The following is a 25,071-nucleotide window of genomic DNA, read 5'->3' as shown; positions in this document are numbered from 1 at the left end:
TACCTCCAATTTTTTCAAAACACCCATTATTTTCTCGAAATTTGCGCTAAAGTTGTGCATATAAATTAAAGTGTCGTCACTTCAATTTACTGCTATTTAGTAGTTTGCACAACTTTCTTCAAATGCACCACGGGTTAATTTATATAAAATTTATCTCATTATTCTTAATCTTATCCAAAAGCTAAGGAGATTTAGAAGAAGAAATAATATTTATAAAATTCGTAATATATTTAAAGATAAATTAGCTTAAATATTATTCGAATTTCTTTTGAGGATAAAATAGTTTAGATAATGAGCAAGAGTCAAAACAGTGATTTTAGGTATAATTATAGTTTTGAATCAATCAAAAGATTAGCATAATTGCGTCGTATCATAAACAGATTATATAGTAGAGAGAATAATGTTTCAATATTCTCTCTTGATTGTTTCTCATTAGGGTATCTAATTTAATATTTTAATAGACTAAGCAGCTATTTGAGCTGATAAATATCTTTTGTAAGCAGTTAAAGTACAGTTATTCATTTTGAACCATAATATCTTTCAAATAATGAACATCATGTATTAATGCAAGACTAATAACCACACCTTTAATTGAGCATACGACATGTAATTTATAATCAGAATATGTTGCTTTTGTGAAGCACAATAACTTTTTAAGAAGCACTATAGCTATGTTATTTGTAAAAGATTGAGTGAAAACTTGTTGAGAGTTTACTTGTTTCTAAAGGAATATTATCAACTATAAAAGTAATAACTTACGCTTCCTTTATATACGCTATGCTCTATTAAGGACAAAATAGATTTAGGTAATATTCTAAAGAATTGATATTGGCTATTAGTACCTATATATTCTGCAGTAAATTTTACAGTTATGAGCTTTTTGTCGAGAAAGTTTAGGTATACGTATTTGTCTTAAATAACTTGATTGTAGCCCTATTTTTAATACTTTTAAAATTATCTCAAAAATACATTTAAGTTACGTGTCTTTAATTGTTATGTTATTACTTCAATTTACTGCTATTTTGCAGTTTGCACAACTCTTATAAATACACTATAGGAAAGATTAATTATTATGATAAAGTTAATAATTGTAATGCTTTTTGCATTTAATTTTAATAAAAGTTTTAGGATGTTCACTTTTTATAAAAAAAGAATAATTGATAACCGTACTATATTGAAGTGATCTTACTCGATAAATATAGTGTTTTTACCTTTTTTAAGTAAGGAATAATAGGATTGATATTATCTTAAAGATTTTGTAACAAATAAGTCAATCGGTTTTTTTATATAATCATAATTTATATGATTATACCCAGTATTTATTGGGATTACAAATAAATAATGAGTTACTTTTCTTAAGGATTTAGTCATTCGATAATTGGATTGATTCTAAAATAAAATTAACATAATTTTAAGAGTATATATAAAAAGTCATTATAATTTTACTGGTGAAACAAACGTTGTAAATGAGCAAGGTTAAGTTTTACAAATATTTTCTTATTTCTTTAATTTGAGAGTAAGAAATTTTTTAAGTTGAAATGAGGTCAAAAGCATTTTGTTGCTAACTGACCAACCTTTGGCGTATTTTCGAAGCTATTCGGATCTTTATAATAATACCCCCCTAATATTACCGTTAGTCCCTTTATTAATAATTAAAATTAGTTAATTGGTATATGCTAATTGACCAACTCAGAGCATGTCCAATAGCAAAAGATGTATTTATAATTGCAAACCTAAGATTAATCTATATACAAATATCCCTTGTAAATAATCTTAATGGCTTAAAAACAATTATTAACTCTTAAAACCTAACTTTAAATAATGACTGCGGATAAAACCTAAATAGATTTATAAGTATTGAAAAACAGTTGATTGGAGAAAAACTAATTGACCAGATATGGTTATGCCCAATTTTAAAGTATAAATATTCCCAATCAAAAACCTAAGATCAGTTTACTTCTTAATTTTTTAGATGATCATAGAGCGAATATTTATCGTTTTTTTAATGCTGGCTTAACAAATGAATAAGCCAAAACTAATCTGATTTTTTGAATTAACATGAATTCGGTTAATTAGAAAATGCTAATTGACTAGCAACAATTATGCCCAATTGTAAAATATTAATATCTAAGACCACTTGTCTAAAAATTATATTATTTAATTAAGACTATGGATTAAGGATATTTATCAACTTTTAAAACACTAACCAAAATAAATGAATACAACTAAACTTAATCAAAACATTTGTCCAGGGGTGATACTGGAGAGAAAAAGAAAAAAGAATGAGAAAAACTGGTATATTTTTTATACTTCACCTCGAGCAGAAAAAGTAGTATACAAGGATCTTTTGGCTAGAGATTATGATGCTTTTTTACCATTAACTAAAACATTAAAAGTTTGGAAAAATAGACAGAAAAAAATTATAGAATCTCCACTTTTTCCGAGTTATATTTTTGTCAACACTAGGCTTAATGAAATTTATGATATATCAAGAATTCCTAAAATAGCGACATTTATTAGATGCGGGCAAAAACCTTCAGTCATTCCACCAAATGATATTGCAACAATTAAAAAAATGTTATTATTAGAACAAGAAGTTTCGGTAGAAACTACTTTTTATGAAGGAGAACGAGTCAAAATTATTAAAGGCCCATTAGTAGGACACGAGGGGATTTTGATAGAACAAAAAGGTAAAACTAGATTTGGAATTCACCTTAATGAAATAAACCAGGCAGTGTTTGTTAATGTTTGTACTAGTATTTTACAGAAAGTAAATACTTCTTATTCTTTAGTTTAAAACTAACCCTATTCCTTTCCAAATGATAAAACATTTTACCTGTTATTTTACTAGTGTAATAAACTAATTGTTTTGTGTTTTGAATGATTTGAAAATGAATAAAAGATAGAATGTTAAGGAATATATAGAACTAAATTTTATTAGAAATATCAATGAGTTTTGTTGAATGCTCAATAAGTGTGATGCTGTAAAATCAACCAAACGTGAATCATTAAATACTTCTTCATAATAATTGTAAAGAAAATGATAGATAAAGAAATACTATTAGAATCAGCAGAGTCTTATCTTAAGTCTCTTATATCTCAATTTAGTCAAGTACCAATTGGAGATAATTGTGTGGCTACTCCATTTCAAGAGTTAGGAATTGATTCATTTCGTATTCTTCAGATTATCAAAAAGTTGGAAGAAGATTTCGGAACTTTACCAAAAACTCTACTTTTTGAAAACTTTAATATTGGTGATTTGAGTTATTATTTCGTAGATAAGCATGAAGAGGTATTAAGGAAGAAGTTTAAGAAAGTAAATGAAGAGAAAGAGAGCCATACAATTACAGTTTCTAGAAAGGAATCAGTACATTCAGTCAAAGCAATCTCTAAAAAAGAAAATAACGAGTTAAATGACGCTTTACAAAAAACACCTATTCTAATATTAGAAAAAGAAATTCATAAAAATCCTGAGTTAGAGATACTAGTAAAAGAATTATTTAACCAGTATAAGAACGAAGGTTCTTCTTCAAGAGGAACTAGAAATATAGCTCCAAATCTCTTTATAGGTACAGAAAAAAAAGGTTATTTTAATTATAGTAGATGCAAAGACATCATATTAGTATATAGCTATACGGGACCCAAAGATTACTTACCTGTTATCACAGAAGAGATATATCAATATTGTAGTGATCGTAATTTTGAACTTAATCTTTTCACGGTTGATCTAATCGAAACGATTGGAGGAGTTCCATTTTCTGCTACACCGTTTGGTGTTTTATCCAGAGTAAATGTAAAAGATTTTACGCTTCAGGGAAGTAAAATGCGTCGTTTACGTTATCAGGTATCAAAATTCGAAAGAACAGGAAAGTGCCGAACCGAAGAATATCAAAATGGTTCAGATCAAAACACAGATGAAAATATAGCCAAAATTATTGATGAATGGTGTGCTCCTCGTACAATGGTTAATCCATTAATTTATATGGTTAAAGAGGAAATTTTGTCAGGCAATTTAAGTGCTGAGCATAGACTTTTTTTAACCTACCTTGATGATGTTCTTCAGAATGTTATTCTTATTTCTAGGTTATCATCAGAAGAGAACGGGTATTTAATGGATTTGGAATTCTACCCAAAAGAAATGCCTTTGGGAGGATTAGAGTTTGCAATTGTTGAGATTCTCAAAATTTTAAAAGAGGAAGGACATGAAACGCTAAGTTTAGGAGGTACCTATGGTTGTAAATTGGCTCCTTCATCAAATGCAGACCTCGAATTAGACAAAACATTGGATTATTTGCGAGAACAAAATATTTTTAATGATGAAGGAAATTTGCAATTCAAAAACAAATTTAGGCCAGAACATATTACTGTGTTCCTTTCAAGATCTGTAAAAAGTAACCCTGATAATGTTACAGACATTATAATGATGATTGCAGATCCAACAAAGATGCAAACTTCGGATAAAGAGAATCATACTTTAATTGATGATATTACTCAAGAACTAAACTTGAGCAAAAAGAATATATCAAATAGTAATCAAGAATCTAATTTGATTAACCAAAATCATGGATTAGACAAATCCGGATGGATAATAGAAGGAAAAGAAAGATCAGAAACATTATTGCGCCATGGTTATAATCCTTTAAATATTCCTAATAACAATGTGACTTATGATTTGAAAACGGATTCCTGGGCACAATTAGAATTGCCTGCTATTCAAAATCAATCAAGTTTTTTATATGCTCAATTACAACAAGCGGTAGACCTGAATGAAGAATTAAAAAGAATTTTCCCTTTTTCATATTTTTCTCTAACTACAGCAGGTAGAACTGCAGAACGTGCTTTTTGTAAATCGTGGAGTAAAAAAGGAAAAGTACTTCAGAATTTACTTTTTCCTACTATGATTTTTAATCAGATAGAAAATGAATATACTCCCATAGAGTTACCACATCCGGAAGTATTCAAATTGGATTCGACCGAATTATATAAAGGAAATCTAAATTGGGAAAATCTTAAAACACAAGTAGAAAATGATTCTTCATCCATAGCCTTTGTTTTTATTGAAACTAATAACAATGCTGGTGGAGGAACTCCTGTTTCTTTAGAACATATTAAGAAAGTCAAAACTTTTCTTTCAGAATATAAAATACCTCTCGTATTTGATAGTACTCGAATCGTAGAAAACGCTTTATTTATTCTGGAAAATGAAAATGAATTTACTGGAAAAAATGTATGGGATGTTATTAAAGAAATGACCTCTTATGCCGATGCAATAATAGCAAGTCTTGCTAAGAATTTTTGTGTAGATAAGGGAGGACTAATTGGTACGAATGATGTTAAACTTTATAATAAAATTCAAAGTTTCATTCAGGAAGAAAGCCTCGGATTGGATGTAATAGATAAAAAAATTATAGCGCTATCCCTTTATAATAAAAACAAGATCCAAACTTTGGTGAGTAAGAGATTACAATCGGTACAAACCATCTGGAAAAAACTAAAACAACACGGGATTCCGGTTGTAGAACCAGCAGTTGGACATTGTATACTAATTGATGTTAAACAGATTACAGAATTTAAATCTTTTGATTATTCTGTAGCCTCATTTATATCCTGGTTGTATTTAACAACAGGTATTCGTGCAGGGGCTCATAATGTAGGAATGCAAAAGGATACAGAGATAAATGATCTTGTACGTTTGGCCATTCCAGTTGGTTTAAGAACCGAAGAAGCACAAGTAATTGCTGATAAATTAGTTGAGGCCTTCAAAGAAAAAAGCAATATTTCCGAAATCTTACCAGAAAACAATCAACCGGAAACCTTTGGTAATATACATACCAATTTTAAACTTAAAAAATATCATAATGTTTCCAGAAAAGTAGTTTCAACAATACTTAATACTGATAATGGAATAACGGATAAACAACTTAATGAAATAAATGCTGACTTAGAGAAAAGCGAAGTTGAAGTGGGTAGCGATGTAAAAAGTACTAAACTTTTACAAAATCGAGATATCGCTATTGTCGGTATGGCTGGACGTTACCCCAAGGCTAAAAATATGGACGATTTCTGGAGTAACTTGATTCAAGGAAGAGATTGTATAGAAGATATACCAGATACTCGTTTTGGACAACGTTCTCAGAATAAATTTTCTGAAAAATATAGAGGAGGATTCATAGATGATATTGACAAGTTTGATTCACTGTTTTTTAATATCTCACCCAGAGAAGCAGAATATCTTGATCCTCAGGAAAGACTTTTTCTGGAAGTAGCCTGGGAAACTATAGAAGACGCAGGGTATTATCCGGAAACATTGGTAGAAGAAAATACTCCTCGTAATATTGGAGTCTATGTAGGAGCTGTATGGACGCTTTATCAGGTACTTGGTACAGAAGAAAAATTAAAAGGGAATCTTGTAAGTCCTAGTTCACATTTATGGGGTATTGCCAATCGGGTATCATATGCTTTTAATCTTTCCGGACCCAGTTTGCCAATAGATACTGCGTGTTCTTCCAGTTTAAGTGCGCTCCACCTGGCTTGTGAAGCGATCTATAGAGGAGAATGTTCCGGGGCAATAGTAGGAGGAGTTAACCTTGATGTGCATCAAAGTAAAATAGATATTAACAAAGGTGGTGGAGCACTTTCAGAAGATGGAGTTTGCCGTACTTTTGGTAAGGGAGCTAATGGTTATGTTGCTGGAGAAGGTGTTGGAGCAGTCTTTATAAAACCTCTTGATAAGGCAGTAAATGACGGAGATAATATTTATGGTGTAATTAAAGGAACAGCCATTAATCACGGAGGAAAAACCAGTGGTTTCATGGTACCTAGCCCCAAATCACAAGCAAAAGTAATTAAAGAAGCATTAAAGAATGCAAAAGTTGATGCCAGAAGTATAGGGTATGTAGAAGCCCATGGAACAGGAACTGAACTGGGTGATCCTATTGAGATTTCTGGTTTGACCAGTGCTTTTGAAGAATATAATGTAGATAAACAGGAATGTCCGATAGGTTCGGTAAAAACTAATATAGGACATCTTGAAGCTGCAGCAGGTATTGTAGGATTACATAAGGTACTGTTGCAAATGAAATATAGAAAACATGTTCCTTCATTACATTCTTCGGAGTTAAATCCTTTTATTGATTTTAAAAACTCTCCTTTTTATGTTGAGCAATCAGTAAAAGAATGGAAACCAAAGATAATTGATGGTATACAACAGCCCCTGAGAGCAGGAATTAGTTCTTTTGGAGCAGGAGGAGCTAATGCGCATGTAATTATAGAAGAATACGCTACTCCAATCGAACAACAAAAAGATCAAACTCAAAAATTTGAAGAATACATATTTCCCCTTTCAGCAAGAAATGAAAATCAACTTCGTGAAACAGCGAATAGATTATTCTTGTTCATTCAAAAAGATCTGTTAGGAGAAGATAGACTTAGTTGTAAAGATATAGCACATACACTACAAATAGGCAGAAGATCCTTTGATCGTCGAGTGGTTATTATTGCAAAAACTAAAAAAGAACTGGTTCAGAAACTAACACTATTTGTTGAAGGTAAAAAAGATAATAGTATTCTGGTTGGTGAAGTAGAAAATAACCAAAATATTACTCGTTTATTAAGTCGTAAAGAAAAAGAAGAGTTTGTTAAGGTTTTATCTCAGAGTGGTGATTTAAGTAAGTTAGCCGAATTGTGGAGTGTTGGCTTTCTTGCGGATTGGCAAGGAATACAAGCATTGGAAAAAGGAGTGAAAATTTCTTTACCGACTTACCCTTTTGCAGATAAAAGACATTGGATATCTGATATGACAGAATCATCTAATATAACCATGCATTCTACTACAGCACTCCATCCATTAATTGATTCTAATGAGTCTACATTTGAAAAACAAGTGTTTAAGAAAACTTTTCATGACAGGGATTTCTTTATATACGATCATTTGGTATCAGAGATTCCAACTTTACCAGGAGTCGCTTATCTGGATTTCGCCAGAAAAGCAGGTGAGCTAGCTGCAGGAAGGAAGGTTCAAATGATTAAAAATATCCTTTGGTTAAGTCCTCTTACAGTAATAGATTCTAATCCCAGGGAAGTTTTTATAGAATTGAAACCAAACGGGAAATCCGTGAATTTTGAAGTGTTTAGCCTGGAAAAGGATAATGCAAAACAGGTATATTCGCAGGGAAAACTTTTATATGCAACACAGGAAGAGCTAAATGCCGAAGCCGAATATATTGATTTAGAAGAAATTCGTACTAGATGTTCAAAAGCAACACATGGAAAAGAGGCCTATCCACTTTTTAAGTCATTGGGATTAGATTTAGGGCCTAGCTTTCAGGTACTTCAGGATATTTTTAAAAATGATGAAGAAATATTGGGAGAACTCCTTATTCCGGATATAAGGAATAATGATTTTAATGAATATTTGCTACACCCTTCACTAGTTGATGGTTCTTTCCAGGCAGGTATGGCCGCGCAACTGGGAGAACAATCAGGAGAAATGTTTGTTCCATATTCTATAGGTGAAGTTGAGATTTTACAACCGCTAAAACAAAAATGTTTTAGTTACATCCAAAAAGTAGACGATCCTGGATCAAAGGTTTCTAAAGTAAATGTCTTTATTGTAGATGAAAATGGTTTAATACTCGTGAAAATTAGAGAATCCATTGGAGTTCCATTGGTAAGTGTACACGAAAAACCAGATCAAATTAAAGAGGAAGAGCAATATTCAAAATTATACTACTCACATGAATGGGAAAAATCTCTTTTAGATCAAGAAAAAATGTTGTCTAATGGATCTGATCCTATTTTACTTTTTGGACAAGATGAAAAACTCCAAAAGATTTATAAAGAGAGGTATAAGAAAGATGAGGATATTATATTGATCGAACCTGGAGATGCTTATAAGAAACTTGAAAACCATAGCTATAAAATCAATCCTCAAAACCCAGCAGATTTTAAGAAGCTTTTTGATGCTTTGAATAAAGATGCTATTAAAAAAATATGTTTCGCCTGGCCAATAAATATTGAGTTAAAAGAAGAAGACTATAACAAAGATTTTATTGAAAAATCTTTTACCAATAGCATATATTCTTTCCTTTTCCTATGCCAGTCATTAATAGAGCAAAAGCTTGATAATGTCCAATTGTTATATCTGTATTTAGGACAAATAAATGAAGTTCAACCCCATCATGAAGCTATAAATGGGTTTGTCAAAACCCTTCAGATGGAGCATCCAAGATTGCAGTGCAAGATTTTGGAAGTCCAACAATCAAAGAAATCTTATGATAAAATTCTGGATGTAGCCTTAACCGAATTACATGCTAACATATCCAACAGTGCAACAGTCCGTTATCAGGAAGAAGAACGGTATACCAGAAAAGTAAAAGAGTTCTCTCTACTTCAGGCAAAAGATTCTGATACCACAAATTTTGGTTTAAAAGAAAAGGGAGTCTACATTATTACCGGTGGAGCTGGAGGATTAGGATTGATATTTGCAGAATATTTAGCCACGCAGTGCAAAGCACGATTGGTACTTACAGGAAGATCGAAACTCTCTGATGACCGTAAAGCAAAGTTGGATATATTAACAAGAAAAGGAGCAGAAGTTTTGTATATCCCTGCAGATGTTTCTATAGCAACGGATGTTGAAAATCTGATTAATGAAACGAAATCAAAGTTTGGAAAAATTAACGGAATTATTCATAGTGCAGGTGTTTTAAGAGATTCATATATAAGGAATAAAACACGAGAAGAAATGGAAGCGGTTTTTGCTCCTAAAGTATATGGAACACTTAACTTGGATAAGTTAACAAAAGATGAGGAACTGGACTTTTTTGTAACATTTTCATCTCTCGCAGCAGTTGGAGGAAATGCCGGTCAGTGTGATTATTCATTTGCAAATCACTTTATGGATTCCTTTGCAGAAAAACGCAAAGTATTACAAGAAAAAGGAGAAAGATCAGGGGTAACGTTAAGTCTTAATTGGTCATTATGGGCAGATGGAGGAATGAAGTTGGATGAACAAACTGAAATTTTCTTTAAAAAGAATCTAGGGATAAAGCCTTTAAGTATAGAAACAGGTCTAGAAGCATTTGAAAAGGGACTTCATACAGGAAAAACTCAATACGTAGTATTAGAAGGGATACAGGAGAAGATAGAAAGAGCCTGGGGGATTAATGAAAATCAGGAATCTGAATCAATCAACTCCGAAAACTCATCGAATACTGAAAATCAAATAGATCAACAAGCAGATAAAGAATTATTTACGATAGTTCGCAACGCACTATCCGAAATCGTTATGGAGCTGTTGAAAGTAGATCCAGAAGATATTTCATATGATAAAATATTATTGGATTTAGGGTTTGATTCTATAGGGTTGACAACTTATGCCAACCGGATCAATGAACTTTATGAATTAGATATAACACCAGTATTATTTTTTGAATATCCCTCTCTTAAAGAAATAGCAGGATTCCTTTCCAGAGAACATAAAAATGAAGTACAGAGAACGCATAAAGTTTCAGGAAGTGATTCTTCTTCCCAAACAAGTAAAGAAGTTAGTCAACCTACAAAAGGAAAAGAGCAACATAGGGATTCGGAAAAAGATATATATAGTATTAATAAAGGGTGGAATATAAGCGACTTAGATTCACAATCTCAGATATCAAAAGTAGAACTATCAACAGAAAACCGTTTTATAAATCAACCCATCGCAATTGTCGGGATGAGTGGGGTGATGCCAGGATCTGAAAATCTGGAAAAATTCTGGGAAAATCTTGAAAATGAAAAGAACTTAATTACTGTAATTCCTGAAGATCGATGGAATTGGGAAGATTATGATGGAGATCCTTTTACAGAAAAGAATAAAACTAATTCTAAGTGGGGAGGATTTATGAGCGATATAGATAAATTTGACCCTTCGTTTTTTGGGATTTCACCAAGAGAAGCTGAAATGATGGATCCTCAGCAGCGAATATTTTTAGAAACCGTATGGAAAACCATAGAGGATTCAGGACATAAAATTTCTGATTTATCAGGAACCAAAACAGGATTGTTTGTTGGAGTTGCAACAAGAGATTATGCAGATTCATTAGTTGATAATCAAATTCCGTTAGATGGATATACTGCCTCAGGAAACTCCCATTCTGTATTGGTTAATCGAGTTTCTTTCCTATTAAATCTTAGAGGGCCAAGTGCTCCACTAGATACAGCATGTTCCAGCTCATTAATCGCAATTCATAGAGCAATAGAATCTATACATACAGGAAGTAGCGATATGGCGATAGTTGGAGGAGTTCAATTAATGCTTACACCCGCAGCATATGTTTCATTTGGGATGGCAGGTATGTTAAGTGGTGATGGTAAATGTAAAACTTTTGACAAAAATGCAAATGGATATGTAAGAGGAGAAGGTTCAGGAGCTATATTTCTTAAGCCTCTAGATAAAGCAGAAGCTGATAGAGATCATATTTATGCAGTTATTAAAGCTACTACAGAAAATCATGGAGGAAAAGTTACCATGCTTACAGCTCCTAACCCAGTTGCTCAAACAGACTTACTTGTAGAGGCTTATCAAAAAGCTCATATTGACCCTTCAACTGTAGGATATATTGAATGCCATGGTACTGGTACTAGTTTAGGAGATCCAATAGAAATTCAAGCTTTGAACAAAACGTTTTCAGAATTATATAAAAAATATAATAAAACTCCTGCAAAAATTCCTCATTGTGGATTATCCTCTGTAAAAACTAATATTGGTCACCTGGAAACAGCAGCAGGAATTGCTGGAGTGCTCAAAGTATTGTTATCTCTAAAACATAAAAAAATACCAGCAACACTTCATTTTAAAGAACTTAATCCATATATAAACCTTAAAGACAGTCCTCTATATATTGTAGATAAAACACAGGATTGGGAGACTGTAAAAGACAATGACAACAACCCATTGCCACGAAGAGCGGGAGTAAGTTCGTTTGGTTTTGGAGGAGCAAACTCACATATCGTTTTGGAAGAATACATTCCAAAAGAAAATCATACCGAAATTCAATCAGATAAACCGCATATCATTGTACTTTCAGCAAAAACGGAAGATCAACTAAAAGCCTATGCTCAATTATTATATAACCATATAGAAAAACATAATGTTAATCTTGTAGACCTTGCTTTTACACTTCAGGTAGGAAGAGATGAGATGGAGGAACGATTAGGACTCGTAATAAATTCAAGAGAAGAACTTAAAGAGAAACTTTCGGATTACCTGAGTCAAAAAGAAAATATAAAAGATGTTTTCTATAGTAAAGTTAAAAAAAATAGTGCAGCAGCTGTTGATACTAAAGAGGATATCGAATTCTCAGAAAAACAAATAGATAAGTACATTAATGATAAGAATTATAGTAGGCTGGCAGAAGCTTGGGTAGTGGGTGGCAATATAGATTGGGTACAACTTTACCATGAGGTAGACCCAAGACGAATTAGTTTACCAACATATCCTTTTGCCAGGGAGAGATACTGGTTTAATTTGGCAGATAGCGAAAAATCAAAATCTCAGGGAGAGTTTGAAAAACTGCACCCATTGTTGCACTATAATTCTTCGACATTGAGTCAGCAGTGTTATACGTCTGTTTTCAGTAATAAGGAAATTTTTGTAAAAGATCATAAGATACAAGAGCAAAATGTTATGCCTTTTACTTCTTATTTAGAAATGGCATATGCAGCAGTAAACAATGCAATGCCGGAACTTAGTGAAAATACTTCTTTAGAAATACAAAATACTTCTTGGGAACATTTACTTACTATAAAAGATGATAAAGAAGTCCATATATCTCTCTATGAAAATAAGAATAATGCGGTTGACTTTGAGATTTATAGTGTAGAAGAAGAAAAAGAAATAATTCATTGCCATGGAGAAGTTACAGTAAAAGAAAATCAAACTTCGACAACAATGGATATAGCTCAACTCAAAAATCATTTTGCAAGTGAACCAATTAATTCAGAAGAGGTTTATCAGGTTTTGGAACGCATGGATATGGGTTATGGATCCAGTCTTAAAGGAATAAAAAACTTTTATAAAGGAGACGATCAGATTTTGGCTGAATTAAGTTTTCCTGAAACTATCGAAGATTATACCCTTCATCCTGGTCTTCTGGAAAACTCATTACAATTGGCAATAAGTTTGTTGACTGATTTGAATCCACAACTTAACGAACCCATAATACCGGTTCAGTTAGGAGCTTTGAAATTATATTCTCCTTGTCAAAAAGAAATGTATGCCTGGGTACGATATTCAAAAGGAAGCAAACCAGAAGATGATATAGTGAATATAGATATTGATCTTACCAAAGTATCAGGAGAGGTATGTATTAAAATAAAATCTCTGATATTCAACACTACTGCACATAAGCAATCAATCAAGGAATCTTATAAGGATTTTGAAATGCTTATAAACGCTATACAAAACAATAATTCAAACGAGGTAGTATATAGAGAAATAGAAGATACTAATATTAGTTTTGATCAATTATTAAAGGATGTTTACTAAAGGAAAAATAAAGTCATGATAGCAATCGACAATATATTAGAAAAAATTGTTTCGAAGAAAATAGAAAAAAAAGAAGCTTTAAAGTTCTTTGAAGAATTACCCGAAAATGAGAAAAGTTATTTGGTTTCTAAACTAAAAGCACATTTATCAAGTAAAGTAAACCCCTTTGATAATAATGTTTCTGATAAAAAAGAAAAGGTACTCAAAGCAGTGACCGAACTTCAGTTAAATGAAGAACATAAAAATTTTATTGATCAGATTGCGCAGAAGCTGGAAAAATTAGCACCAAAGTCCAAAGAAAATGCATCTGAATGTCAAACATATTTTGTAGATCAAAGAAGAACTGGAGGATTGAAAAAAGCGTTAAAATGTTTACAATTTCAGTTAACTTACAGTAAAGGTGATGGGGCATATCTTTATGATATTGATGGAAATAAATATATTGATATAGCTGGTGATAACGGTGTTAACTTATTTGGTCATCAACCAAGCTTCATAAAAGAGGCTATAACAAAACGGCTAGAAAAAGGATATCCATTAGTAGGTTATACAGAAGAACTTGCACAAGTGACCAAACTTTTTAGTGAACTTACAGGACATGAAAGGGTTCTTTTTACCCAATCTGGTACTGAGGCAGTTATGTGGGCAGTACGGATAGCACGTGCAGCTACCCAAAAGAAAAAGATAGTAATTTTTGAAGGAGCATATCATGGGTTATCAGATGCGGTATTAGCAGCCAAAGATCAGTTTGGTAATAGTATAGCAATGGGATTGGGAATGGTTCAGGAATTTGCTGAAGAGTTAATTGTTTTGGATTATGGTAATATGGAAGCGCTCAATATCATAGAAGATAGAGCGCACGAAATTGCTGGAATTCTAGTGGAACCCGTACAATCCAGAAATCCAAGTAATCAGCCTATTGAATTCCTAAAAGAGGTACGTAAGTTAACTCTTGAGAAAAACATTCTGTTGATAATGGATGAAATGATTACAGGATTTAGGGCTTCAAGTGGTGGAGTACAGGAGCTATGGAAGATTAAAGGAGACCTTGCTACTTATGGAAAAGTTCCCGCAGGAGGAACACCTTCAGGAATGATTGCAGGGTTTACCAAATATATGAATTATGTAGACGGAGGAGCATTTGACTATGATGATGATTCGATGCCAAGTGTTAAAAAGACACTTATGGCTGGAACTCATACAAGAAACCCAATCAAACTGGCAGCAACACTAGCAATACTCCTTGAATTCAAAAAAAGGAACTCAACTTCAGAAAATAAAATTGACGAGTCAAATTCAGATTTCTTACATGAATTGAATGAAAAGACGAGACATATGTGCGAAGAACTGAATTCTTTTTTTAAGACCAAAAATGTACCATTGATTATTGAATATTTCAGCTCATTATTCAGATTCAAATTTTTGGATGATCCAAACGGAGTAGTAAGAGAACTGGTTTTTATTTTGATGAGAATGAATGGTGTTGAAACCAGTCCTTCGGGGAATTGTTTTTTAACATTAGCTCATTCTGAAAAAGATATTAAATCCATAATTAGAATTATAAAGAAAAGCATCGATACACTATTAAAGCAAAACTTCTTTTATGTTGATGATAGTAGCCAGGAGGATAAATTAGAAGAAGAAATTATTTTAAAAACATTTGATAACCAGTTCGATGATAAAGAACAGGAGGAAGAGCTTCAAAAATATGATCAAATAGAAAAATTAAGAGAATTAATTATAGCCGATTTGAATAATTTTCAAGAAAAAGGAGTAACGATATGACAGTAGCAACAACTCAAAATGTATTACAAGAGATCATAACTATCTTTGAAATAACATTAAGACTCCCTGCTGGGAAATTAGATCCAAATGCTAATTTTGAGGATTTTGGTATTGATTCTATAATTTCAATGGAATTGATAAATAAAATATCCAGAAAATTTAATATTACGCTATCCCCTTCAAAATTTGTCAATGTTAATACAACAAAAGAACTAGCCGATTTGTTGGAAGAGGAAATGGTTAGTGTTAAGGAGGATACAATTAACAATACACCGAATACAAATAATTTTTCAGAAACGAAGAAAAAAATAAAAATCCAAAACCAGGTAATCGAAAAAAACAGACAGGTTAATTCTACTAGAAGACGTACGTCCAAAGGGAGAAGGTCTACCAGAGAATCTTATGATAGGTTATTACATTTTATAGATCAAAAATATAATATAGATCTGTCAAAACGTTCGTTTAGATCGATTGATGAAATTATTGATGTTTTATTATTCGATCATACTGATGACTTGATACATTATTATAATAATGTTGATCAAAATAATGAGCGTAGTATCCTTGAAAAAGAAAATACAATTAGACCGTCATCTCAATCCTGTGATGTGGCAATTGTAGGTCTTAGCTGTAATTTCCCAGATGCTCCCAATGTTCAAACATTTTGGAAAAACCTTGTTGATGGGAAAAATAGTATTAAAGAAATTTCAAAGTCAAGATGGAACTGGGAAGATTATTATCAGGAGTCAGTATCTCCTGGAAAAACAGTATCAAAATGGGGAGCAATGATCAATGATATTGATCGTTTTGATCCGAGATTTTTTGACATTGAGCCAGAAGAAGCAGCATTGATTGATCCTCAGGAAAGATTATTAATACAAGAAGTTTATAAAGCATTTCAGGATGCAGGTATAGGATCCAAAAAAATGGCTGGATCTGATACTGCAGTGTATGTTGCATACGAGTATTCAGAATATGAAAATTACTTAAGAAAAAACATAAATAAAATACCTGTAGGTAAATATGGACCGATTTTCAGTTCTTCAAGCCCTACGTATTATCTGGCAAACAGACTCTCATTTTTGTTTGACTTTTATGGTCCCAGTGAATCCATAAATGTAAATTGTGCGGGATCTGCAGTAGCAATCAATAGAGCCTATTATTCATTACTTAACAATGAGTGTAATACGGCTGTTGTAGGAGGTGCATCTCTAAATTTATTTGCAGATGATTACGTTTCATTGTCACAATATGGTATGTTATCACCAACAGGAACTTGTGATGTTTTTGATGATGAAGCTAATGGTTTTACACGTGGAGAAGGAGTTGCAGCAGTTGTCTTAAAAAGATTGGATGATGCCAAAAGAGATAATAACAGAATTTATGGTGTTATTAAGACGAGTCATCAAAGTAATAGAGGTAATGCCAGATTTTTATCAGAAGTAAAACATGAAGCAATTACTAATGTTATAACTAAGAGTTATCAAAAAGCCTCAATAGATCCAGAATCAATAAACTATATTGAAGTTGATGGATATGCAACAAAATGGGGGGATTCATTTGAGTACGAAGGAATTAAAAATGTATTTAAAGAATATAAATCAAATGAAAAAAAATGTGCTTTAGGTAGTGTAAAAGGAAATATCGGAAACCTGGAGGCTGTTAGTGGATTGGCTAGTTTTATCAAACTTACACTTTCTTTATATCATAAAAAGTTTCCGAGGACCATATCAGGAAAAAAAATAAATACTTTTCTGGATATCGATAACCCTTCTCATCCATTATATATTGCTAATAAGGAGTTAACGTTTGACACATTACGCAAACAGAAAGATACTCCAATCAGAGCAGGACTTAATTCTTTTGCTGATAGTGGGGTGAATTTACATATCGTTTTGGAAGAGTATCTGGTTAAAGAACAAGTACCCAAAACAGAAATAGCAACGCAATTATTTATTCTTTCTGCCAAAGATGAAGAACGTTTGAATGAATACATTGATACTTATATAGATTACCTATCTAACAAAAAAACGAATAAACCTTTTGAAAATTTGATCTATACGTTACAGGTAGGTCGCGATGCTCTGGAAGAAAGATTGGCAATAACAGCTTCCTCTCATCAGGATTTACTCGAAAAATTGATGGTAGTCAAAAATTCTGATAAAAAAGCAGGGTTAGAAGAAGAAGGTATTTTTTATGGAAACATCAATCTTCATAAAGAAAACGGTATAATTAAGATATTAACAAAATATATGATAGATACCATGGTCAATCAAAGCCTTGAAGCTTCGCAATGGCAGCAACTTGCCCAATTGTGGATCAGTGGCCTTACGATTGATTGGGCTATAGTCTGGAAAAACAAAAACACAAAACCTATATCTCTACCAGATTATCCTTTTGCAAAGGAAAGATATTGGGTCGATATTAATTCCATAGAAAAATCAAATCCCGAAACAGAAGAGATATCAGGTAATAATGAAAAAGCAATTAACCAACCTGTAAATGATCAAGATGTACAAGTCGAATGGTTTTTTTATGTAGATGAAAGTAAAGTAAATAAAAATAAAACCCTAAAGCCAACAGAAATCATTAATCTTTTTTTGAAGCAGGAGATAGCTCTGCAAATAAAAAAACCAATAGAAAAAATATCAGAGAATATTAATTTTTTAGATCTCGGGATGAATTCTATAGGGTTGATAACCATGATCGCACAGGTTAATGCATTATTAGAAATTAATATTTCTCCAGCAATATTATTCAATAATTCTGATGTAAAAACCCTGACTAAGTTTTTAATAGAAAGCCATATAGAAAAGGTAGAAAAGATACGGGTGACTAATGATAAGGAAATCATAGAAAAAAGTATTTCAGAAAGAAATCTTACCTCTAAAAAAACAAATGTAGATACAACTGCATTTAAACGTAAAACATTGGTTCCTATGCAAGAAAAAGGAACAAATAGACCGATTTTTGCAGTCCCTGGAGCAGATGGTAATGTGATTACGTTGCAGCATTTGATTTCTGCCTTAGGAGAAACACAACCATTTTATGGGCTGGAGTCTGTTGGGATTGTAGGAGAAAATCCCATTTTTGATAGTGTTGAAGCTATTGCTAAAGCTAATATAGAGGCTATTCAAGAAATACAGCCCAAAGGACCTTATCGTTTACTTGGATTTTCTAATGGAGGTACAATTGTATATGAAATGGCAAGGATTTTATTGAATAAAAAAGAAACATTAGAAACTTTAATCTTCGTGGATTGTATGGCTCCTACAGTTGAAAATGGACATATGATTGATGATCTGGTAGAAGGGATTAAATCTATCTTTATAAATTCATCTGGTGATAATGTTATACTAGATGCTGACCAATTGAAAGAAGTTCCCGAAAACGAAATTGTAGATTACATATACGAAAACATCAAAGATTTAGGGTTTAACTTTCCAAAAGAACAGCTGGCAACAAGTATTTATACAACTATTGCCAATGATAGATTTTGTCGAGCATATGAACCTGAAAAACTACCAAAAGAAGTAGATGTATTACTTCTTAAAGCAACAGATGGTTATATGGATGAATATAAAAATGCTCCAGAAGATTATGGTTGGAATGAATTGCTTCAGAAACCGGTTTTTACGGATCCGATTAAAGCGGATCATTTCTCAATAATTGATCAAAGTAATAGCAAAATAATTGCTAAAAGAATAAATGATTTTATCAATAAGAAAGTACCAAAAGAATCTTTAGAAAGCTTACAAGTACTTTAAAAGGACTAGTGAATATTAAAATAAATACTATAATGATAATTTATTACTGGTATAAATAAAGGATTAAGAAATTGTTTATTGTTTAAAAATGTTATAAACCCAATTATGAACAACGAGCCAAAATTTAAAATAGGTTTTTTAGGTAATGTTACACAGCTAGTTCTAAAAAAACGACTGATCGTTTGGTTAACTTTTATAGCTATGACAGTATTTACATTTTTTGGAATATCAAAGACCAAATTTGATATGACCATAGAAGGTTGGTTTCCAGAAGATGACCCAGTATTGGTAGCGATGGATGAATTTAAATCCGAATTTGGAAGTAATGAAGGAGTTTATATAGGATATAAGCCTATAGATGGAGATGTGTTTTCAGCTAAATCCTTAGAGATAATCAAGAAAATACGAGAAGATATCCTGGATGTAAAAAACAATAATGATTCTACTACATTGAAGCATATTGTTAAAGTTAATACACTTGTAAATGCTTCGGTTTTAAAAGCAGAAGGAGATGTATTGGTTTCTAGAAAACTTGTAGGAGATAATATTCCAACGACGAAGGAAGAGATTGAAAATATTCGTAAGCTAGCACAATCTCAAAAATCATTTCCGTTACTTTTCTTTTCAAAAGATATGAAATATGGAGGAATACTCATTCAAACCGATTTTGGAACGGAACCCTTAGAAGAAGAATCAGATATCGACGAAGAAGAGATTGAAGATTTAATCGATATGGATGAGATGGTTGAAGTTGATATGACTGAAATTCAAAAAAATGAGCAAAGACCTCGTTTTAAGAGAGCAAACCTAAATGAGTTGGTACCTTTTATGGAAGAAATCAATACCATACTTGATAAACCTGAATATAAGAAGCATTTCGAATATTACGCAGTAGGAAATGCACCTCTTGCTTATGAACAACAATCAATAGCTTTGAAAGAAGCAGGTCCTATTTATATAGGACTCTTGTTGATAATATCTGTTTTATTATGGTTTTTTATTCGCTCATTCAGTGCTGTAGTATGGTCACTTTTGATTGTGATTATAAGTGCGGTATGGACTATTGGTTTGGCAGGCTGGATGGGAATCGAAGTAACGGTCTTTTTAATGTTAACGATTATGTTGATTTTAACTGTGGGAGTATGTGATGCCGCACATATATTTTCGGGTTATGTATATTTTCGTAATGAAGGTAATGATAGAAAAACATCCATACAAAAGGTGTTTAAATCTACAAATAAAGCTATAGTTTTAACGGCATTTACCAATATAATTGGTATGCTAGCCTGTTTCCTAATTCCAATCCCTCGTATTCAGGTCTTTGGTATTATGTCAGCAGCAGGAGTAGCTTTTGCCTGTATTCTTACCATATTCTTTTTACCATTATTATTGGATGTATGGGCACCTGGAAGAGAAAATACTGAACAAAAAAAGAAGTTCAGATTATCTACAGGTAAATATTTACCTAATTTTTCTCTTTTACTACAAAAAAAATTAAGTAATGTTTTATCATTAGTACAAAAGAATCCTATTAGTATTATTATGTTATTTCTATTGGTCTTAGGAATAAATATTTATGGTGTAACGATACTTAAGGTAGATACTAATATTGCTAATCAATTTGTTGAAGGTAATCCATATAGAGAATCTGCTAATATTATTGATAAGAAGTTAATGGGAAGTCTTAATATGGAGATTTTTTTAGATCTATCTAAAACCAATGCTTTTGAAAATCCATCAGTTTTGAATACGATTGATAAGTTACAACGGAAGTTAGAAACAAAATATGAAGATGTTGTAGTTAGAACATCATCTCTAGTAGAAGTTGTGAAAAAAGCTAATAAAACATTGAATGAAGAGAGAGAGGATATGTATACTATCCCGAAAAGTCAGAGTGCTTTATCTCAGACCCTTTTTCTTTTTAATCTTGCAAATCCTGAAGATCGTAGAAAACAAGTTTCTGATAACTATAGCAAATCTCACATTTCTGTACAATTATATAATGTAGGCTCTCTCAAATACTTAGGGATTTACGAAAATATGCAAAAAGATATAGATGAGATGGTATCAATTCTCAAACAAGAATACCCGGATACAAAAGTGTCTATAACAGGTGCGCTTCCAATGAATATGAGATTTGTACAGGTTATAGCAAGTAATGGTTTGCAAGATATTATAATGGTTTTAATTGTAGTAACGATAGTACTAATTTTTGTTTTTGGATCTATGCAAGGAGGATTAATAGCAATTATTCCTAATCTTATTCCATCAATGTTGACTTTAGGATTATTAGGTTTAACAGGGCGTTCTGTAGATATAGATATTTTATTGTTACTTCCAGTAGTTGTGGGTATTTCTGTAGATGATACGGTACATTTTATAAGTCATTATCGTGATAAAGTAAGATTAGATGGAGATATAAAAAAGGCTTTATATCATACCATCAAAGAAGTGGGACAGGCTGTCACATTTACGAGTTTGATTTTGGGACTTGGCTTCGGAATATTATCCTTTTCTGCAATGGAAGGAACCGCTAATGTAGGGAAATTCGGTTCATTAGCAATCTTTTCAGCTTTGATGTGTGATCTTTTTTTGTTACCAGCATTAATCCTGGTTTTCAAACCAAAATTTCAGAAGAAAGAAAAACTTCAAAGAAAAATGGCTGTGTAATATAATCAACATCTCAATACCGTAACATTACAATAGTGTAATTCCATATTAAGTAAGTATGAATGGAAAATCATTTTGGTCAATTGATAAACAGAAGAACAAGTAAAACAGCTGGTATTTTATATATTATAATTGTTATTTGTGGGATTTTCAGTATCCTATATGTTCCATCTAAAGTTTTTACCAGCCAAAATGCGATAATAATAATTGATAACCTTAGAGAATTTAATGTATTATTCCGTGTAGGCTTGTTTTGCGATACAATTGTTTTTTTATGTGAAACAGGGCTTGCGGTACTTCTATATAAACTTTTTAGACAAGTAAATCAGGTACTCTCTATGATGATGGCTATATACAGAATAATGATGTCATGCATTATGGCGGTTAACCTTTTAAACTACATTTTGATTTTAATCTTGTTGACTAAAGAGCAATATCAGGATAAATTAGGTACAGATTATTTAGGTGAATTGATTATGCTCTTTATAGATATACATAAACATGGAGAATATATATGGAGTATTTTTTTTGGAATCCACTTGATTCTGTTAGGATACTTAATATTTAAGTCAAAAGTTGTTCCTCAAATTTTCGGAGTGTTAATAATGATAGGATGTGTAGGTCATTTAATGGAAAGTTTTAGTAATATCCATTTAATTCACAATGAGATATTATCTGTTATCATCTCGATGTTACTTTTGATATCATTTATTGGAGAAATTTCCTTTTTCTTATGGCTTTTGTTCAAAGGGAATAAAAAAATAACAATGCCTTACTCTGATAGATTAGATTTAACTATTTGAGATTAATTGTATAAGATTGATTAATACTAACCAAAATTTCCATCCAAAATAAATTTGTTTCAACTTAAACGAATAAATAATGAAAAAAAATCAAATTGTTTTATTGGTTATTATAACCGTCTTTGTATCCTCATTTTCAACAGAAATATCATTATCTCAATCTGCAAAAGATATTATGGTAAAGGTGAAAAAGGTAGCCAAAGAATCTTTTAGTACTTCTATACAAAGAATAAAACTGTCCTCTTGTAAGTATACAGTATCAAATAAAAGAATTGTATGTAAAGAAGAAGCTAGAAATAAGTTATTAGAAAGTATTGCTAAAAATTATGGAGATAATGACCAAGATAGTCGTTCGGTTTCTATTATAATCGATCCCAAAAAAGAGCAAGGAGTTGGAATGTTAACTTATGAATATGGAGAGTTAGGAAAAGATAATGACAGTTGGATTTATTTACCCGAGCTGAGTAAAGTTAAACGACTGGCTTCAAATAAAGATAGTAATGATAATGGTGGTAGTTTTTTTGGATCTGAATTTTCTCTGGAAGATATGGAAGATCTGAAAATTGATGAATATACGTTCAAGATTTTAGGAGAAGAAAATTATAAAGGGCGTGATACATGGGTAATTGAATATATTCCAACAGCTGAAAGAGCAAAAAAATCAAAATACAGTAAAACAGTATCCTGGATAGATAAAGAGAGATACATTAGTTTAAAGAAAAATTTATATGTCAGAGGAGACCACTATAAACAATTAACAATGTCTAAAGTTGAAAAAATTGATGATGTTTGGGTGGCAAGAAAGTTAACTATGAATAACCTTGATACTAAAACAATAAGTATTATGAAAATGGTATCAGTAGCATTTAATCAGGAAGTTTCTGATGAATTTTTAACACCTAGAACTTTAGAAGATTATACTTTTAGGGAGCGCAACCTAACAAGATTAAGAAATAATTTAAAGTAAGCGTACTTTGGCTATAAAAAAGAGTATACAAAAAATTACTACTAGTTCACTCAATTTTATAATCAAATACTATAAAACAACAAGAAGAAAGAGTAATAAACAAGTTCCATAAAATAAATTTTGTATAGGATAGACGCTATATAGATGATTATAACGCTATGATTTTAAGCTTTTTATTATAAACTTCCATTATCGGAACTAAGAAAAGAACAAAGGATAAACTCTGATTCTTTGTTTGTAATTCTCTCATTATTAATTACTAAAATTTAAACGTGTGAAATATTCAAACAATGAGGAGCAGTTTGATGCTATTGTCGTTGGTTCTGGGACTTGTGGAGCCACACTAGCAAGAGAGTTGAGTGCTCAAAATAAAAAGGTACTAATTCTTGAACGAGGAGGAAACGCACCTCTCAAAGAATCATTGATGGGGTATGCCAAAATTTCTAATGAAATTAAGGTAACGGATAAACTAAAGGACTTGCGTGCCTTTACCACTGGAGGAACTACTGCAATGTATCTTGCTGTAGCTGATCCACCACCATTAGAAACTTTTCAAAATCTGGGGATAAATCTTACCAAAGATTTTGCACAGGTACAAAAAGAGATTCCAATTGCTGAGATAAAAGATGGACTTATAGGAAAGCAGGCAAAAAGGCTTGGAGAAAGTGCAAGACAATTGGGATATGATTGGAAAAAGAAACTAATGATGATAGATCAATCTAGGTTTAACCAGAAAAATTATTACGAAGTAAAATGGAAAGCTAGATCATATATCGAAGAAGCTCTAAAAAATGGAGCTAAGCTGACTAATCAAGCAATGGTTGAAAAGGTTATTTATAAAGGTAACAAGGCTATTGGTGTAGAATATACCTTAGGTAAAAAAAAGAAAATATATAAAGCCTATGGAGAAAAAATAATTCTTTCAGCAGGTTCTTTGGCAACTCCAATTATTTTGAAGAATAGTGGAGTCAAAAATGTAGTAGATCATGGTTTTTATATTAATCCTAGTATTGGTTTGATAGGTTCTGTTCCAGGACTTTCCTCAGGAGAAAATTTTTGTGGTTGCATGGGAAGTAAAATAAATGATGAAATAGAACTGTTAGATGCTAATTTCCATCGTTTTCTCTTTAATGTTGGGATGATGGTTTCTGCTAAACCTTTACGAATACCATCTTACTCAAAACATATAGGTATAACAGTAAAAGTTAATGAACCTGTAGGAGGACAACTTACAGAAAATGGAAAGTATATTAAAAATCTTACTGAAGAGGATCATAGGAAACTGAATAAAGGACTTGAAACTGCTAATGAAATTTTAAAGAATACTGGAGCTAGAAAAATCTTTAAAACAAGCCTTATATCAGGAGGAGCCTTAGGAACGATTAAAATCAATAGGCATATAGATGAAAATCTTCAAACTGAATATAATAACTTATATGTATGCGATGGTTCAGTTTTACCTGATAATGATAGGGTAACACCAACTCTTACTTTAGTATGTCTAGCAAAATATCTTTCTAGGCATTTGATAGCTTCTTAAAAAAACAACTA

Annotated in this window: 8 protein-coding genes and 1 pseudogene; 8 read left to right on the top strand and 1 reads right to left on the bottom strand. The window is 31.8% G+C overall.

What is annotated here, in order from left to right:
* Positions 1-246 precede the first annotated feature (246 nt).
* Positions 247-967: pseudogene (locus ACYEKI_RS20005) on the bottom strand (transposase family protein).
* Positions 968-2,215: 1,248 nt separating this feature from the next.
* Here ACYEKI_RS20005 and ACYEKI_RS20000 point away from each other — a divergent pair.
* The 8 genes from ACYEKI_RS20000 (at position 2,216) to ACYEKI_RS19965 (ending at position 25,060) form a co-directional block, all read left to right on the top strand.
* Entirely contained in the window at positions 2,216-2,797 is a 582-nt protein-coding gene (locus ACYEKI_RS20000; protein ID WP_459212987.1) for a UpxY family transcription antiterminator, read from the top strand.
* A gap of 243 nt (positions 2,798-3,040) precedes the next feature.
* Positions 3,041-13,528, top strand: coding sequence for an SDR family NAD(P)-dependent oxidoreductase (locus ACYEKI_RS19995; protein WP_459212986.1), 10,488 nt, complete (start codon positions 3,041-3,043; stop codon positions 13,526-13,528).
* A 15-nt stretch (positions 13,529-13,543) separates the two neighbouring features.
* Positions 13,544-15,313, top strand: a complete 1,770-nt coding sequence (locus tag ACYEKI_RS19990) for an aminotransferase class III-fold pyridoxal phosphate-dependent enzyme (RefSeq protein WP_459212985.1) — start codon at positions 13,544-13,546, stop codon at positions 15,311-15,313.
* Positions 15,310-19,080: a beta-ketoacyl synthase N-terminal-like domain-containing protein gene (locus ACYEKI_RS19985; protein ID WP_459212984.1), complete on the top strand. Its 3,771-nt coding sequence runs from the start codon at positions 15,310-15,312 to the stop codon at positions 19,078-19,080. Before ACYEKI_RS19990 ends, ACYEKI_RS19985 begins: the two co-directional genes overlap by 4 nt.
* Positions 19,081-19,185: 105 nt before the next feature.
* A complete protein-coding gene (locus tag ACYEKI_RS19980; RefSeq protein WP_459212983.1) occupies positions 19,186-21,750 on the top strand; it encodes an efflux RND transporter permease subunit in 2,565 nt (854 codons plus the stop codon).
* A gap of 62 nt (positions 21,751-21,812) precedes the next feature.
* Positions 21,813-22,553 carry a DUF4386 domain-containing protein gene (locus ACYEKI_RS19975; protein ID WP_459212982.1) on the top strand — a complete coding sequence of 247 codons (741 nt, stop codon included), beginning with the start codon at positions 21,813-21,815 and terminating at the stop codon, positions 22,551-22,553.
* A gap of 79 nt (positions 22,554-22,632) precedes the next feature.
* On the top strand, positions 22,633-23,520 hold the full coding sequence (locus ACYEKI_RS19970; protein ID WP_459212981.1) for an outer membrane lipoprotein-sorting protein: 888 nt from the start codon (positions 22,633-22,635) through the stop codon (positions 23,518-23,520).
* A 274-nt stretch (positions 23,521-23,794) separates the two neighbouring features.
* Positions 23,795-25,060, top strand: coding sequence for a GMC family oxidoreductase N-terminal domain-containing protein (locus ACYEKI_RS19965; protein ID WP_459212980.1), 1,266 nt, complete (start codon positions 23,795-23,797; stop codon positions 25,058-25,060).
* Positions 25,061-25,071: the final 11 nt, after the last annotated feature.

Origin of the sequence: Aquimarina rhabdastrellae (genome assembly GCA_947387485.1) — a bacterium.
GTDB lineage: Bacteria > Bacteroidota > Bacteroidia > Flavobacteriales > Flavobacteriaceae > Aquimarina.
This window is presented reverse-complemented; position numbering and strand designations above follow the sequence as displayed.

What these genes read in the sequence shown, in the direction of transcription:
- ACYEKI_RS20000 (WP_459212987.1), top strand. Translation starts at nt 2,216, where the DNA reads ATGAATACAACTAAACTTAATCAAAACATTTGTCCAGGGGTGATACTG.
- ACYEKI_RS19995 (WP_459212986.1), top strand. Translation starts at nt 3,041, where the DNA reads ATGATAGATAAAGAAATACTATTAGAATCAGCAGAGTCTTATCTTAAG.
- ACYEKI_RS19990 (WP_459212985.1), top strand. Translation starts at nt 13,544, where the DNA reads ATGATAGCAATCGACAATATATTAGAAAAAATTGTTTCGAAGAAAATA.
- ACYEKI_RS19985 (WP_459212984.1), top strand. Translation starts at nt 15,310, where the DNA reads ATGACAGTAGCAACAACTCAAAATGTATTACAAGAGATCATAACTATC.
- ACYEKI_RS19980 (WP_459212983.1), top strand. Translation starts at nt 19,186, where the DNA reads ATGAACAACGAGCCAAAATTTAAAATAGGTTTTTTAGGTAATGTTACA.
- ACYEKI_RS19975 (WP_459212982.1), top strand. Translation starts at nt 21,813, where the DNA reads ATGGAAAATCATTTTGGTCAATTGATAAACAGAAGAACAAGTAAAACA.
- ACYEKI_RS19970 (WP_459212981.1), top strand. Translation starts at nt 22,633, where the DNA reads ATGAAAAAAAATCAAATTGTTTTATTGGTTATTATAACCGTCTTTGTA.